8 protein-coding genes and 1 pseudogene are annotated in these 16,578 nt (G+C 43.9%); 2 read left to right on the top strand and 7 right to left on the bottom strand.

All coding sequences use genetic code 11. From position 1 onward, the window contains the following. Window positions 1-17 precede the first annotated feature (17 nt). Window positions 18-1,124 (top strand): DUF4876 domain-containing protein, encoded by a 1,107-nt coding sequence (locus HMPREF9304_RS03840; protein ID WP_036926610.1) that lies wholly within the window; start codon window positions 18-20, stop codon window positions 1,122-1,124. A gap of 92 nt (window positions 1,125-1,216) precedes the next feature. Next, window positions 1,217-2,209: a leucine-rich repeat domain-containing protein gene (locus HMPREF9304_RS03835; protein ID WP_036926608.1), complete on the top strand. Its 993-nt coding sequence runs from the start codon at window positions 1,217-1,219 to the stop codon at window positions 2,207-2,209. A gap of 197 nt (window positions 2,210-2,406) precedes the next feature. Here HMPREF9304_RS03835 and HMPREF9304_RS03830 read toward each other — a convergent pair whose 3' ends face one another. The 7 genes and pseudogenes from HMPREF9304_RS03830 to HMPREF9304_RS15150 all read right to left on the bottom strand — a co-directional run bounded on the left by HMPREF9304_RS03830 (window position 2,407) and on the right by HMPREF9304_RS15150 (window position 15,712). Then, on the bottom strand, window positions 2,407-4,188 hold the full coding sequence (locus tag HMPREF9304_RS03830; RefSeq protein WP_008122981.1) for a MutS-related protein: 1,782 nt from the start codon (window positions 4,186-4,188) through the stop codon (window positions 2,407-2,409). Window positions 4,189-4,503: 315 nt separating this feature from the next. Further along, the gene (locus tag HMPREF9304_RS03825; RefSeq protein ID WP_036926606.1) at window positions 4,504-6,111 is read right to left on the bottom strand and encodes a hypothetical protein; all 1,608 of its coding nucleotides are present in this window, start codon (window positions 6,109-6,111) and stop codon (window positions 4,504-4,506) included. Window positions 6,112-6,159: 48 nt separating this feature from the next. Continuing rightward, on the bottom strand, window positions 6,160-7,512 hold the full coding sequence (locus HMPREF9304_RS03820) for a RagB/SusD family nutrient uptake outer membrane protein (RefSeq protein ID WP_036926603.1): 1,353 nt from the start codon (window positions 7,510-7,512) through the stop codon (window positions 6,160-6,162). A gap of 12 nt (window positions 7,513-7,524) precedes the next feature. Continuing rightward, entirely contained in the window at window positions 7,525-10,776 is a 3,252-nt protein-coding gene (locus HMPREF9304_RS03815) for a SusC/RagA family TonB-linked outer membrane protein (protein WP_036926601.1), read from the bottom strand. An 11-nt stretch (window positions 10,777-10,787) separates the two neighbouring features. Next, window positions 10,788-13,304, bottom strand: a complete 2,517-nt coding sequence (locus tag HMPREF9304_RS03810) for a zinc-dependent metalloprotease (protein WP_231564457.1) — start codon at window positions 13,302-13,304, stop codon at window positions 10,788-10,790. Between the two features lie 265 nt (window positions 13,305-13,569). Further along, window positions 13,570-14,667: a porin gene (locus HMPREF9304_RS03805; RefSeq protein WP_036926595.1), complete on the bottom strand. Its 1,098-nt coding sequence runs from the start codon at window positions 14,665-14,667 to the stop codon at window positions 13,570-13,572. Window positions 14,668-14,738: 71 nt separating this feature from the next. Continuing rightward, window positions 14,739-15,712, bottom strand: a pseudogene (locus HMPREF9304_RS15150) (YitT family protein). Window positions 15,713-16,578: the final 866 nt, after the last annotated feature.

The raw sequence follows: 16,578 nt of genomic DNA, 5'->3' as shown, positions 1-16,578 counted from the left end.
AAAAGAAAAACTAACAAATGAAAAAGATGATGCTATGCGCATTGGCAACAATTGCGCTTTTCGCAAACTGTACACGTGACGGACAACCAGAAGAAAAGAAAAATACCGCTGAGACAGAAAGCGCGGACCTAATTATAAAGGACATATACTATGCCGGAGACTTCGTGGAGACACCCTACGGTAACAAATCTGAAGAAACGGACGACAAGTTTATTTCCGTCTACAACCCTACGGACCATGACATAAGCCTTGAGAACATGGCTCTGGCTCTATGTCAGTACAACGCCGTTGACAATGTCAACTTTGAAAAGCCTAATTGCGATTACAGGCAGAAAGGATTCGGCGTTTCCAATATGATTGGCTTCCCTAAAGATAAAAGTGGCATGCCATACATCGTAAAGGCAGGCAAAACCATCGTTATTGCCATGAGAGCCATCAATCATGCGGAAGGATACAAGAAGTATTTGACAGAGTATGGAGAAGATCCAACCAAATACAAAGGTATCGAAAAGCTTATCGACCTTTCCAAAGCCGACTTTGAATGGGGACAGAATGGTAACGAAAACGTTCCACACATGACCTTCCTCTATTGCAAGGAAAACGACAAAGAGCAGGAAAAAAGAATGAAAGAGGACAAATCGAAAGTCGGAGTATGGGATGAAGACGACGATGAGTATGTACCTTTCGGATTTGAGCGTAACTTCACCATTGCGCTGATACGTTTGGCAGAACCTATCGAGAAGATAAAAGAGAACATGAACAATGCCAAGGTAAATGAAGCGTTGCTTAAAGAAATTGAAGAGCCGACAGCAAAGTATGGACGCTATGTCATGTGGAACGAGAGTGGACATCACTCACATTCACAAATTCTCATGTTCTTACCGAACCAATGGGTCGTAGATGCTGTAAACGTAAGGTTCAAAGGAGTTACTACTGAAAAAAGTTTCCCTATATCGGGTACACTGGACAAAGGTTGGAATGGCGTGTACGACAAAGCTGACGACAAGTTAGAAGTCGGTGCGGGCAAGATGCTTACACGACGTTTCAATGGAAAAAGATTATCCGATACAAACAACTCATCGGTTGACTTTGAGGTCAAGAAAGTAGTTGTACCTACGAAATAAGAAGGCATGGGCATTACAAATGCCTGCCTTCGCTTGCTAAACATCATGAAATAGGTTTTACCTAAATATGTTTAATTTAATATTTTTATAGTATGAGAAAGATTTACATGTTAACAATGAGCCTGTTCATTTGCATGGGTGCACTGGCAGGCAACAACGGCTCTATTGGTGAAAATTTGAAATGGGCGTTTACTGATGATGGCACACTTACCATTAGCGGAACTGGAGAGATGGAACACGCAGATGGCAACTCTGGATATGCGTGGGGAACAGACAACCACACATTAGACCGTTCCTTAATCAAAAAGGTAGTCGTGGAAGTGGGGGTAACAACCCTTGGCGAATACATCTTCTGGGATTGCCAAAACCTTACGGAAGTGAGTTTGCCAAAGTCACTGACCGCACTTAAGAAAGAATGTTTCAAGAGTTGCCCCAAATTAAAGGAGATAACACTACCCGACAACATCACGTTGATTGACGAGAGTGCCTTTGAGGAGTGCAAGGCTTTAGAGACTGTTACTTTCCCGAAGAATCTAAAAGAGATAAAGGCAAAAGCATTCCACACCTGCAATCTTAAGAAGGTAGACCTTTCGCAAACACAAGTAGAAACAATTGGCATGGGAGCTTTTGCCCATAATGCCAAATGCACAGAGGTGTACTTGCCAAAGACGCTCACAACGTTCTTTGGTACCGATGAGGGTGCTTTTGGTGACTGCAGCAGTCTAAAGAAAGCGGTGTGCCTTGCCGTCAATCCACCCCAAACCCTTGACGGAGGTGAAGACTGGGTCTACGGAGGCATTAAAATGGATCCTGTTGATTATGTAAACATTTTCACTGGCACTGATGACGATTTCGTATTGGAAGTACCGGCAGGAAGTGAGGATAAGTACAGAAGCGCAAACGGCTGGAAAAATGTAGCCAGCAACATTACTACCGGCATTCGCGGCGTCAAGGCAGCCCAGGCAAAAGTTGGCGTGTACGACATTACTGGCAAGAGATATATGAACCATGCTGATGCACAAACAGTCAGCACATTGCAACATGGCGTTTATATCATCAACGGGAAAAAAGTGTTAGTTAAATAACACACTCATTTATCCCCACCCATAGAATGTATTAAAGATGTACATAGGAAAACGTGCATAGAAACATCACTTTCTGTGCACCATAAAACAAAGGTTATTCAATACATACTGGTGGTGGGGATTTTTTATTTTATCAAATTTACCTTAGGCTATACCTCGTGTTACACAAAAACACAAAATAAGAAAGACACACCTACCTACTCATCAATTATTGTTTCTAATATTTCCCTTAACAAGAAAGTGGCATTTTGGTTATGCGCCACGCCGGGCGTTACTTTGTACGAGTAAGACACCTTTGCGCCCAATGCTATCTCGAAGCAATAATTGTGAAACCGTTCTCCCTCCATTTTCGACAATTCCAAATCGTGTGTGGCAATGACACCCGTAACAGGCAATGCCGACACTGCTTGTAAAAACAGGCGCGATCCATTGAGCTTGTCCGCCGAGTTGGTTCCTTTCAATATCTCATCCAGAATAATCAGCGTTTGCGAATTGTGCTGACACGCCGTAAGAAGTTGTTTCAGACGCAGCAATTCGGCATTGAAATAAGAGATGCCATGCGCCAAGTCGTCAGTGGTACGCATACTACTGAACAGGCTATATGCCGACACACGCAGCGATGTAGCAAACACCGGCATGCCGTTCATTGCTAAGATGTAGTTGATACCCAACGCCCTAAGGAAAGTACTCTTACCTGCCATGTTGGCTCCCGTAATGATATAATAGTGACGATGCTGCAATGTAAAATCGTTCCGCACCGCCTTTGCACCCAAGAAAGGGTGGTACAGCCCCACCGCCTCGTACACCATTTCCTCGCTCTCTACCACTTCTGCCCTACCCGCTTGTGGCTCGTTGTAACGAAAAGTCGCCATGCTCACCAAACCATCTATCTCGCTAATGGCATCTATCCACACAGGTACTTGACCTAAATACTGCCTTTGCCACCGCAGAAAACGACGCACCAAGAAGTAATCGCTCAAGAACAGCGCATCCATCAGGAAGAGCCCAAGGATGTTGCCACGCCTGTCCAAGCCGTTCAGAATGTCATTCAGCTGGTCGAACGACTGTCTTGCTCCTTGCAACACATTGACAATGGCGGCGTTTTGTGGCGTGGTAAAGGTCGTTGTCTCACCCACCTGCCGTATCAACTGTACATAGACCTGCAACTGTGCATGCAACTTGTCAACCACCTTACTAATGACTCTGCAAGCGCCCGAACAAACAAAAAATACACCAAAGAAATGCAAGATGCCCCACCATAAAGGCAGTTGGGCACTCACTAAGCCTGCCACGGATGCCACGACAGCTGCAAACAGTCCGACAATGAGCAGCCACGCCAGTACGAAAGTCCATCGCTTTGCGGCAAAAGTGGGTATTTGCAACGATTTTATCTCTTGCAGTGCCTGCCGTATCAAGGCAGAATCAATCCTCCCGTCAGCACCTAACGCCATGAATGCGGCTCGCCATGGTTCCATAGAAGCCAACTCATCAACGGCATCAGCACGTGCAGACCGATTGGCAACCGACGACAGTTGAGCCGCCAACCAGTCACTACCGCCCGTGGTCACCGTGCGGTTGATGCGCTGAAACAACGAATCTTTCCCAAACACATCCAAATCGAACGTAAACGAATGTAGCGCATCCACGTACCGTTCTCCGTCATCGAAGCACGAAAAGTCGCCTGAGAGATACTGTAGTTCTTGCGTATATACTTTGCGAAGTGCCTCTTGATGATGAATCGTTCGCTCATTTTTCACATCATAATAACGCACCAGTGCATACACACCCAACGATACGAAGGACAGAATCAGCAAAACATTCCCCCAATCTATAATGGTGTACCCTACCAAAAATCCTAAGAATACGACAAAGGTAAATATTTCTCCAGCAACAAACCATTTGTTTTTCCTTTTGAGTTGTCTAATGGCAGCCGCCAGTTGTTGTTCCTTTTCGAGATAATATGACTTCAAATTATTCATCACGTATTAAAATATTTACAGCTAAATGTATAGTGAGTCTTCTCAATATTCAATCAATGCTGTAAGTTATCAAAAGCAAATATCTCTATAAAGGTAATGCTTTTCAGGGATTAGCAAATACGCAAATTCGGCTATTAACAATCTTTAATCGTTCTATCCATGGTAGCTATCAAAACAAAACAGGCTATTTTGCGCACCAAAACAATCTGTTTTACAGCACAAAATAGCCTGTTTTCCATTACTGCCTCATGCAATCAGTGTACATCAAAACGAGTTGTACACCAACCGCTGAAGGAGTATTCTATGAAAGTGCTATCACTTCACAACCACTTTTTGAACCTGCTTACCTGTTTTCACCATGTAAACACCGGCTGGTAAGCCTTGGCATGTTCTTCCCACATATTGCCCACGAAGATTGTAAACGTAAGTAGGCTCAGAGGAATTTGCTACTATTGACTGAACACCAGTAACCACTTTCTTAGGATACATAGAAACCGTAGTAGTCTTGTCTGCTTTTGTTACAACTGCTACTACATTGTTATTGGTAGCCATAGAAGCCACTGCATCGTTAGCAGCTGGTTTAATCTTTCCATCTGCCGTAAACCAATAGTTGAGATAATTTACAACCTTTCTGTCGCTCTTTTGTTCAACAAAAGTTGCCAACAAAAGTTCTCCCTTATTCTCTACCATACCCGATACCTGCTGCGTATAGGTCTTTACTTCCCCTTCATCGTAGCTATCGGTAGTACACCAATTTACAGAAAGGTCATTGACATTAAGCTGTGCTGCAAACACTGCTGCCCCTACCACCTCTGGACAAGTTGCCACCAGTGGATTATGTCCTTCTACTGTTCCACACATATACAGTTTTCCGTCCGACACTTTCATACCAGAAATACTGTAGTTAGGTGCCAACGTCGCCTCTGTTGGAGTGTGATAATCCTTTACAACCACTTGAGAACCTTGGATAGAAGCCAAGATAAAAGCTCGCGCCAAATTACCATTGTCATTCTTCATCTCAAACTTATCTTCGCCCTTGGCTGTTTCCAAAACTAATTTGCCATCGCCTATGGCTGAAATATAAACACAGTCACCACTCACGGTGAAAGCAAAATCAGCTACTAACGACTGTGTTTCAGATTGCTTTTCCATAGCTCCGATAGTAGCTACAGAAGTAGCATTCTTCAAATCTGCTGCATCTAAGGTTAGCAAACCAAAACTCGCATTATCTTGCATGAATACTCCTGGAAAACCAGTATAACAGCCTTTCCAAGAAACTTTATCAAACTTCACATCACCCAAATAGCGACAAGAAAGATAAACCTTACTGCCCACAACAGCTAACTGAGAAGGAATGACCTTTACTTCTGTGTTAGAATAGATTCCCGAAGCCATTAATTCTGCATCGGGTGTTGCCTCAATGGTATGTACCACCTTGAGGTTTCCGTCTTTGTCGTATTTGGCTATAAAGGCAGCACGGCGTTCAGGCGTGAACGTTCCATCAATCTTCATGCCTTGAACGCTCTGTGAATTGTCATCAACCGACTCAAACGTAACGTCTTCTGCCAAAGTTCCCAAAAGGTAAACATTGCCGTCAGCATCAGTAGCAAGGTCGGTAATGAGTGAATTACCTACCAATCCTACAGCCCACTTTTCATTGCCGTTAGCATCATATTTTGCCAAATAAGCAGGTGTCAGGCCATCAGGGTCTAATGAGGAAGTCCCAAAAGTAACCTCTTGGTTATAAGTACCAGTGACAAACACGCTCCCATCGGCTGCTACAACGGTGTGGATGCCAGAGAGCTTGGTAGCATCGGTAACAGGAGTCATCGACTTCGACCACGTAGCGGTCGTATTAGACAACTGGGCTTGTGCTGTGAGACTTGCCACAACAGCTACAAACATGAGTAAAAACTTTTTCATACGCTTAAATATTAAAGTGTTCATAATTTATTAAAATGTGTGGGGTGCCTATTTTATAGGCCACACCTCTAATTCAGGATTGGCTGCCACGGCATCGGCAGGGAAACGAAGGGTATAACGTGCATCATGCTCCTTCAACTGGAAAGTCTCGTCCTTGTAGGTCTTGGTCAGCATGGGTTGAGTGGTTCTACGTAGGTCGTCCCAACGGAATCCCTCAAAAGCAAGTTCCCTAAAACGCTCGTCATAGATTTCAGCAAGAAGTTGCTGCTGATTCATGGCATTCAGCTCGTCCACATACTTGGCGCAAACAGCGGGTTTGTACCGCTTCTCCATCAGTGCAGAAAGATATTGGCGAGCCTCGGAAAGCTGTCCCATTTGAGCGGTAGCTTCTGCTGCAATGAGGTATGCCTCTGCCGATCGGAAGGAGCAACGATACTCATTACTACCCCCTTTGAGCAGTAGGTAAGTCTGCGAACCCTTGCGTTCCATATACCGTAACTTACGCTGGTCGCCCTTTTTATAAATACCGATGACACTTTCTGACGGTCTTCCTACCTTTTTATAGTTATTCGTCATCACCTGCTCAAGCGCTACAATCGATTCAACCGACTTGTAGTGGTTGGGCAACACGCCGCCCGAAGCATTGAGATCTTCCAGTTCGCCATGCTTCGCCATCACTTCTTGAGCCGCCTTTAACGCTCCCTGCCAGTCGCCTTTGTACAGACAAACACGCGCCTTGAGTGCTTGTGCCGATATAACATTGAAACGGTAGGTCTGACCTTCGTCCCATTTCTCTACATTGAGGTGCTTGGCTGCCTCGTCAATATCGCTCAGTACCTGCTCATAAACGGCTTTCAGACTACTACAATGTGGAATGGTTTTCACATCTGCCAGCAACTGCAACGGCACTCCTCGCGTTGTCTCAGGATTTACCTTAGTATAGGGTTGGGCAAACAGGTTAGCCAACAAGAAATGACAATAGGCACGGAGCATATAGCATTCGCCCACCAACTGTTCTATTTCTTTCTTGCTTGCGTGCGTTATCTGACCCTGGTTTTCAATGATATAATTAGCGATATAAATAACATGCCAGTAGCGACGCCAGTTAGGAGCAGCTGTAGAAGTGGAAGGAGCGGCATCATTCCACCGCCATATATCAAAATACGAACTGTAATCTTCGGGCGAAGTAGCGGTGGGAGACATCGTTAACTCATCACTTCGAAGGGAGGCAAAGCCACGATCTTCGGGAAATGTGGAATACTCATAGGTAAGCATCTGTCGATATTCCTCACCTGTCTTGGCAATCACTTTACCCGTGGGAGCGATGTCAAGAAAGTTGTCACAGCTTGTCAGCACTGCCAACAAGGCCAAACACAACGTGAATGTATGTAGTTTTCTCATCTTCTTTTCAACTTAAAAATTCATATTCAAACCAAAGATAACGCTTTTTGCCATAGGCTGGGCAAATGGGTTTCCCATGGTCTCGGGGTCGAGATAGTTGGTGTAGTCTGTAGCAACGACAAAGAGGTTGCGCCCTTCTAAAGACAGCGACGCATTGGTAACACCTACCTTGTTGAGCCATTTCGAGGGCAATTTGTAACCCAAGCGAAGGCTTTGCAGACGCATATAACTGCGGTCTTTCACCCAAGTATCGAGCATACTGTAGGTATTGTATTCAGAATATTGAATATGCTCGGGCACTCGCACATCCTTCGTCATCAACTTGGGGAAAGCTGTTTGGTTGTTGTTTGGCGTCCAACGTTGCAGGATGTCACGATTGACATTTAGCCCTCTGTCATACGTTGTGGGGTTATAAGAGGGTTGTACACGCACCTTCATGCCCAAGTTAAAAATGAAGTTGATGCCTAATTGCCAATCTTTATACTCAAAATGATTGATAAAACCACCAGACACTTTAGGGTCGGTACTACCCATATAGGTGTATAATGCTCGCTGTTCGGACGCCGAAAGTGTGCTGGCACCAGCATTATTCAGTTTCAGCAGTTCGGCAACGGTCACTTTATTACCCTCTTTGTTGACAAACAAGGGATATCCATCCTTATCCAAACCCGCTGTCTTGTAGGCAAACAAGGCACCCACAGGATAGCCTTCACGACTGGGATAGGTAGAGTTTTCTGCCACGCTCTCATTCAAAATCTTATTGGTGTTGAAGCCTAAGTTCAGGTTGGTGGTCCACTTGAAATTCTTGGTGTAAATGTTTCTTGACCCCAAGGCTATCTCCCAACCGCTATTCTCCATGCTTGCCCAGTTGATAGTAGTAGCCGAGAACCCTGTTTCTTGTGGCAACATACGCATCCCGATGAGGTCGCTACTGCGGCGATAGTAATAGTCTGCCGACAGCGTTATGGCGTTGTTCCACAAACCAAGGTCTACTCCAAAGTTCACGTTTTTCGTCTTTTCCCAACGCAAATCAGGGTTGGGAGCTGTCTCTGCCTTTATCATTTGTTCACCCTTTCCAGGCAATATCGACGTTTTGTCATAAAAGCCAATGAGATAAGGCGAGGTGTTTTTATCGATGTTTCCTTGGATTCCGTAGGATGCACGCAGCGACAAGTTGCTAAGCCATTTAGCCTTTTTGGCGAAACGCTCTTGGTGTACGCGCCACAACCCACTCACTGAATATAGTGGCAGATAACGATATTTCTTGGCAACACCGAACACATCGGAGCCGTCGAAGCGCACACTGCCTCCCAAAGTGTAACGATAAAACAGCGTGTACGAACCAGTCGCAAACCACGACACATAAGCATTCACGGCTTGATTCTCACGATGGAGCGGACGACTCTCTGCCGTTGTTTCATTTGGAAATATCACAGGATGCGTGGTAAGCGTACGGGCATCGTAACCGTATGCTGCTGAATAAACAGAAGAAGAATTGATGTGGCGTACCTCTGTACCTGCCAAAAGCTCAACATCGTGAACCTTATTAAAGCGGTGTGCATACTCTAAAAGAGCCTTCCACGTCCACTGCAAACTATTATAGGAGGTAGTTTTGTGCATTCCTCCTTCTGGAAGATACGAGCGTTTGCCGTCTTTATAAGCATAAGTAGCATTGAAGTGTTCCTTTCTCATCGCAAAACTGTTCTCGCCAGCGTACTTCTCTAATGAGTAGTTGTCATACTGCAAGCCAAATTGCGAGGTGAGTTTCAAGTCGGGTGTGAATTGCAATTCACCGTCAAAGATAGCCATGAGCGATCGGTCGGTACGCTTGTGCGAAGTGTTTTCTCGCTCTTCAAAGATGTTGAAGTCGAGCGACGAGTCTTCCTTTCCCTGCACATTGACATCGTAATGATACTTACCCTCCACAAAAGGCAGGAAGTATGGGTTTGCCAAACGTGAGTAATACACCGGGTTAGTAAATCCATTGGTGTCGGTGAGATAGCTGTTTTGCTTCCGTTGGTTGGCGTAAACGGACGCACCCAACTTTAACATTTTATTGATACGGTAATCGGCTTTCAATGTCATGTTAAAGCGTTTGTTGTCAACACCTTTCACATTGCCTTGCTCATCGTAATAGCCCACCGATGTATAATAACCAGAACGGTTGCTCCCTCCTGCAATACTTGCATTGTATTCTTGGTTCATGGCATGGCGGAAAAGTATGTCATTCCAATCAGTATGAATGTTGCGAAGTGCATTGATCTGCGTTTGTGCCAATGCTGAAAGCGCATTCCTGCCTTCTCTTTTATATGTCTCAATCTCGTTGAGTGTTTTCAAAATGTTCGCCACCTCACCTTTATGCTCACGATAGGTGTAGTCTGAAGCTAACAAGCCTAACTCTAAATCCACTTTTTCGTCAGCATTCAATAGGTTCAGACGGTCGATATTCAACTTTGGACTATAGGTGTATTTGGCAGAAAAGTTAATAACTGGTCTGCCCTCCTTGCCTTTCTTAGTGGTGATGACAATAACTCCATTGGCAGCACGAGCACCATAAATGGCTGTGGCGGCTGCATCTTTCAGCACCGTGATGTTCTCAATGTCTGAGGGATTGATGCCTGCAATGGACGTTTGATACATGTCATCGATGTCGTTGAGGTTTTCCATAGACGGAATGTCCGTACCCTCCAAAGGAATACCATCCAATACCCACAGCGGTTCCTGCGTGCCATTGATGGAAGCAGTACCACGAATACGTATCTTCACTGGTGCGCCTGGAGCACCCGAACTGTTTACGGTAGACAGTCCGGCTATCTGTCCTGCCAAGGCTTGGTCAATGTTCTTCACCGCTCCCACAGCCTTATCTGAGATATCGACTGTCGTTACAGAGGCTGTCAGTTTGCGTCTGTCAATGCGCTGATAACCTGTTACAACTACTTCGTTGATAGAATGTGCATCGGGCATCAGCACGATTTTGTAATGATTAACGCCTGGCTTCAGACTAATAGTTTGCGTTGTATAACCCACATAGCTAACGGATATAGCTTTTGTGTCCTTTCCAACAGACAGCTTAAACTTTCCTTCGTAGTCGGTTACCGTACCCGTTGACACCTTACCTGCGCCCTTTCCCACCGTTGCACCAATGAGCGGTTCGTCCTTGAGGTCGCCATCAAGCACCACACCAGTAATCACTCGCTCTTGTGCCTGCACCTGCAAGACACACGCCAGCAAGGCGATGAGCATGTATATCGTTTTCTTTTTCATTGTTATTCTTCTTATTTCGTTAATCCCAAAGCTGTTTGTATGCGTAATATCACGTCCTCATAGTGAAGACGAGTAGTAGTGTCTGAGCGGTGTAACCTACTCTTCAATAGTTTCATGACACGAATCATCTCGCCTCGTTTCAAACTCAACGCATCGCTGTTACGTGTTACCTGCGTATTCGTCATTTGTATGTTTCTTGATTTACTGCTCAAGTAAGTTTCCTCCTGACAGCCCAATTGCTTGTCGGGTTGGTCAAGGAAAGTGTTTTCATATAGATTCTTGTTGATTTTCACACCCTTTCCTTCGGCTGCTGCAGTAATGAGTGCATCGATAAAACTCTTTTGTAAATTGCGCTCCAAGAGATTGGGCGACTTTGCTGCCAAGGTAGTCTTAAAGATATGTCGATGCAACATATCCATAAATTCTACAGGTGTGAACGCTTTTTTGCCATTCTCATATTCGTTTTCATACATTCGCATTAAGCGGTCGTTATTGAGCAAATCCCACAAAATGTAATTCTGCTGATTCTTCAACATATAGAAAGGTTGCTGCTCTTCTACACCCAATGGGGTCTTACGTTGTAAGTAAGTCAACTTCGAGAGCGGTGTGTCGAATAGCCATTTTGGCTCAGTCAGCACCTCATCCAACAAGAATTGCAATGCCTGGCGCTGCTTGTCTTTCTCGACAAAGTGGAATGATGTCTGTCCGTCGCCAACCGTAAGGTTCTCCAAGTACATGCCTCCCACATTTGCCATGACATGATATAGGTACAAACTCCACTGATAGATAACCGCCGAATAAAGGTTGGAAGCCTCATCGTAGTCTTGTCCTGGCTCGCCTGTAGTGGTCCACTTGACGATGTTCGGCACAATGCGTTTGAGGTTGGCAATACCATATCGTGCCGACTTTACAGCGTCGTCGCCCAAATCTTCGCTCAAGGCACGTGGGTCGATGGCAGTACGCTGCGGCTGCGCCTCACTATATTTATACAAACGTCCACGATGTTTTCCTAAAAAATCGTTCAACTTCTGCTGTTCATCTGTGCCTTGCGGATACCAGCGATAGCCCCACTCTATTGCCATGAGGTCGTAAGGTCCGATATGAGGCGACATCACTTTCACCCCGTCACCCGGTTGGGCAACATAATTGAAACGCGCATAATCCATAATTGACGAGGAGGTGCCGCCCATTCGTTGAGTGAAACTTACAGACCGAAGCGAATCGGTGGGATAGGCATTTGAGGCGATCATGTTGTGTCGTAAGCCCAAAGAATGCCCCACTTCATGACAGGCTACGAAGCGTACAGCATCGCCAATCAACTCTTCGGGCAATTGCATACGGCGCGCTTGTGGGTTCTGCGCCCCCGTTTGTACCTTGATCCACTCACTGATGAGAGATTGTACGTTATGCCACCAAACGATATCTGCTTCCAATATCTCGCCTGTACGAGGGTCAATGACCGATGGTCCCATGGCATTGGCTTTGGTAGATGCAGCATAAGTCAACACCGAGTAGCCCATATCATCGCCCACTTGCGCCAAACTATCGGTATAATCGAACACCTGAATGGCATTCTTAAAACCAGCCCGCTCAAATGCCTTATTCCAATCTGTCATACCTTTTTTAATATATGGGCGCAAGTGTTTGGGGACGGCTTGGTCGATATAAAACACGATGGGTTGAACGGGTTCTACCAATTCGCCACGCAGATAGGCGGCTGTATCCGAAGGAACGAGACGCCAACGAGTGATATAGTTTTTGGGTTCTACCTTGTTTTGATAGTCGTTGTATTGGATGTTTGAGGTGGTGAAATATCCCACACAGGCATCCTCCTCACGACCTTGCATGGGATATTTTGGCAAGAGAGAGAGCGAAGAACTCACCACTACCGTCACGTTTACCTTACTATTCCCCTCATGAACGGTCGTTGTTAGCTCAGAGGTGGCTGTGACATTGTTCTTAAACGCCTTGATATCAATAATTCGTGACAAGTTTGCAATAGGACTTGTGCCTAAGTTAATATTATTGAACACATCATTTAGGAAATTCTCCTTGCCGTTGTACAAGTCATTGACCTTCACAATCACGGTAGAAGAGTCGTTCGCCATGCCTTCTATCTTCAAGTTAGCAAGTATGGGATCAATGTAATTATCCTTCACCGAACCAGCCATTGCCGCAGATGCAGGAACTTCGGGCGTGATGCGTTGTTGTCGAACAATGAGTCTTTTCTGTCGTTTGTCCCATTCAAAGCGCACCGTCTGATTTTCATAATTGATACCCTTGTTCACTCCCGACTCGTTGAGTTCGGAAGGAACTCTTTGCAAACGGTTCACTACAAGGAACTCACGTCCCATCAACCTGGTGGGAATTTCGTAATAAATCGTATCCCCTTTCTTGATAACATTGAACACACCGTGCATCTCTACCGAGTCACGACCTGTAAGACGCTTGTAGGCAGAGATGGGCTTCTCTGTTTTTTTCTTCTTTTTGGAGAATGGCCAAATTTGACAGGCTGCACGCATTTCCATGGAAGTGGCTGAAAACATGAAACCTGCACATATTATTATGAATAAGGATTTACCTTTATGACGAAAACATCTCTTTAGCATTGATTTGATAATTTTATAACAAAATAAATAGAGAAACCGTTATCCTATTCTGCAAACTGTATATTTACAGTTTTTGATTTATCTCACATATTCTGTTTGCAAAATTAATCTTTTTCTTCCAAAATGCCAAGATTTTAACGTATAAAGAGCTATTTTCTTTATTTCTCTTGTGAAAGATTGACAGTTACTTAATCACATTCACTCGCCAAGTAACCCCAAGGTCAAGAATGGAATGTTTGTCTTGCAGGTAACCAGTAGGATTGGTGTTCTTACCAAAGCAGTAACTATAGTTGGCATGTAGACGCACATTCTTGTTTTTCAGTGGATAGTACTCCAATCCTGCACCTACACGTGTGATTTCGGTTCCTTCATATAACACCAGATCTGCGCGAGGTTTGGATTGTTCTGCGGTCTTTTGATTGGGTGCGGTCAAAGGAGTTGCTGTCTCGGGATTGGTGTCTACGCCTGCATGATTCACGTCATAACTCGCCTTAGCCCAGAGGTTAACCTGTGGTGTAGGTTGGTAATCGACACGAGCGGTCATGGAGCAATCCTTGAAAAGGAACGTCTGCCCCTTGGTGGCACGGTTCATGTAATCCACTCCTATTTGCAGATTGTCAGCCACATCGAAACGATTACCAAAAGAAAGGTAATTGATAAATTTCCCTGGCGCATACTCCATCAAGTTGACAGACCAATCGGTGTGCAAGATACCATGACTCCCATACCATATCAGGTTGTAGGCATACATCTCTGAAGATATGCCACTATTTCGCTTATATACTTTCCGGAACGGGCTTTCCACCATTTGCAAGAAGAATTGGTCTTTTTTATTCGTCGTTTGATAGCCCAACCACAGTCCCCACTCGTAGCAGGGAAAGTTGTAACAGAATTCAAAGAGTTGAAAACAATCAATAGGAGCTGGGTCGAACTCCCACGGTCCACATAGCACAGCCCACTTACCACCAGAGAGAGTCCAATTTTGGTTAGCGTGATAAGTAAGGAAGAGCCAGTCGGTAGCATCAAAAAATGTATAATCTTTGTTAATGCCATTCAGGCGTTGTCGATACTTAAAAGAGAACTTAGGTGAGAGATTTCCATTGATAATAAGGTTAAAAATGTTTCCCTTAAAGCCTGTTTTATCATTAACTTTCACACCGTCAATCGATTCACGTTGGTAGTCTGCTCGTGCTTCAACAGACAGATTTACATGCTGGGACTCTTGTGCATAGAGCGCCATGCCATAGAATGTTAGCAAAAGCAGATATATCTTTAATTTCATAGTAAGTACAAATTAGATTTCATGTTTACAGTGCAACTATCGTGCTCCGTTTCTGAAAAGGCGTGACAGTATCAATAATTTCCCGTACGTAGCAGTCCTTTCTTATTCCAAAGACCATATACTTCACTCACGGTATCAGAGGTAATAAATGTTTTGAGTCTTTCCTTACTCATGAAATCAATCAAAGTAGAAAATTCTTCTTTTGTCAAAACGATTTCCAACTGTATTTGCTTTTCATTAGAGTAGCCACCTATCACCTCGTGCATGGTCACACCACGACGAATGGTATGAAGGACAAAATCCAAAATCTTCTGGTAATCTTTGGAGATGATATACACACGAGTCTTAGAATTGATATCCGACATAAAATGATTAAGTATCAAACCATTGAGCCATGTTCCAATTAAACCAATGATTACTAAACTAACAGGATTAATTGCAAAAGCCGTACAACAGATTGCACCACCTGCTAACATTACGGCAGTACCAAGCTTAACATGGAGGTACTTATTGAAAATCTTCGCAAGAATATCCAATCCACCTGTAGAAGCATTGATACTGAACAAGATACTTTGTGAAGCACTCAGGATGAGAACGAAACAAAGAAGGTCAAACCAAGGATTGGCAATGGCTTGTCCTGCAACGTAAGTGGTGAAGAGAGATTCATGGATAGGAACGATGGAACCGATAAAGTCAATCATCGGACCTAATATCAACGCTGTATAGACGGTCTTGGCACAAACTCATTGCCGATGAGCAAAAACGAAAGCACAAGCAGTATCGCATTAATAACAAATATCATCGTTCCCACAGACACAAAAGGAAGTAATTTAGCGAGCACCAAGGACAAGCCAGTAATAGAGCCTATAATGAGTTTACTGGGTATCAAAAAAAAGTACACTCCCATGGCTGCCACAAACATTCCCACCGTCATAACGACTAATTCCACCCAAAATTTACGAGTACAGACAATCTGTTTGATTCGATTCGGTGCGTTTTGTAACTTCTCAACGAAAGTCATTTCGCTTTCCTGCTTGTTATTCATAATGTTAAAATTTAAAGGTTGTCAGGTTAACTAACGAGAACTCATGGTGTTCACGCTTCATTCTGTGTTTCTCTGCTGCCACCTTTTCTTATTTTAGGTAGCAACAATTATTTAAGTTTTGCAAATTTAATTGATTTTTATGAATACACAAGTTTTTAGATAATTTTTTTACTTGAATGCGAAAAGTTAGGATAGTCTTGTTCCCTCAAAATAGAAAAATGGGACAAAACTTTGAAGAGTACACCTAATATTGCTTATGGATAAAAGCAAATCATCTATCATAAGACGAAGGAAAGACAACAAGTCAATTTATATCACTCTTTTCCTCAATATACTGTTGAGCCTTCCTATCTGAACAAAATCTTGGATACGAACCGATATAGATAAATAAAAAAAGGACTACCGCTGTAGTCCAATCTTTGTTAACCTTAAATCTAATACCATGAAAAACACGATGCAAAGATAGAGGTTATCTCCTTATATTGCAAGCACCTAAGGGTGTTTTGTCAAAAACAACTTGCTTTTCTTGATGTATATCAAAGTATATAGCCAAGATTTATCGCACATTGTTGCAGATAGCAAGAAGCTATTTGCCTGCCCACATGGTTCATGAACATACACGGCTCATTCCCTAAAGAAAGATTTTCATACTACGAAAAGCACTAAAAAAGCAGCATCTGTCAAATTGTTGGTTCGCTGCATGGACGGATCATAAATACTGAATTTTCTTTACAAAGTGTCTCTCATAACTCGCGTGTAAATCACCAACATCAAAGTTGGTCGCAAATACGCGAGAAATGAGCAAGGTTTGTAATTTGTTGACATTGAAGACGTTACGTTTAAGACAACACTTTTCTTTCCTGTTT

This window comes from Hoylesella timonensis S9-PR14 (assembly GCF_000762405.1).
GTDB lineage: Bacteria > Bacteroidota > Bacteroidia > Bacteroidales > Bacteroidaceae > Prevotella > Prevotella timonensis_A.
The sequence above is the reverse complement of the archived record's forward strand: the minus strand, read 5'-3'. Positions and strand labels throughout refer to the sequence as shown.

Bases quoted from the DNA above. Each gene is read 5' to 3' on its own strand.
- HMPREF9304_RS03820 (WP_036926603.1), bottom strand. From the start codon at position 7,512: ATGAGAAAACTACATACATTCACGTTGTGTTTGGCCTTGTTGGCAGTG.
- HMPREF9304_RS03810 (WP_231564457.1), bottom strand. From the start codon at position 13,304: ATGGAAATGCGTGCAGCCTGTCAAATTTGGCCATTCTCCAAAAAGAAG.
- HMPREF9304_RS03830 (WP_008122981.1), bottom strand. From the start codon at position 4,188: ATGAATAATTTGAAGTCATATTATCTCGAAAAGGAACAACAACTGGCG.
- HMPREF9304_RS03835 (WP_036926608.1), top strand. From the start codon at position 1,217: ATGAGAAAGATTTACATGTTAACAATGAGCCTGTTCATTTGCATGGGT.
- HMPREF9304_RS03840 (WP_036926610.1), top strand. From the start codon at position 18: ATGAAAAAGATGATGCTATGCGCATTGGCAACAATTGCGCTTTTCGCA.
- HMPREF9304_RS03805 (WP_036926595.1), bottom strand. From the start codon at position 14,667: ATGAAATTAAAGATATATCTGCTTTTGCTAACATTCTATGGCATGGCG.
- HMPREF9304_RS03825 (WP_036926606.1), bottom strand. From the start codon at position 6,111: ATGAAAAAGTTTTTACTCATGTTTGTAGCTGTTGTGGCAAGTCTCACA.
- HMPREF9304_RS03815 (WP_036926601.1), bottom strand. From the start codon at position 10,776: ATGAAAAAGAAAACGATATACATGCTCATCGCCTTGCTGGCGTGTGTC.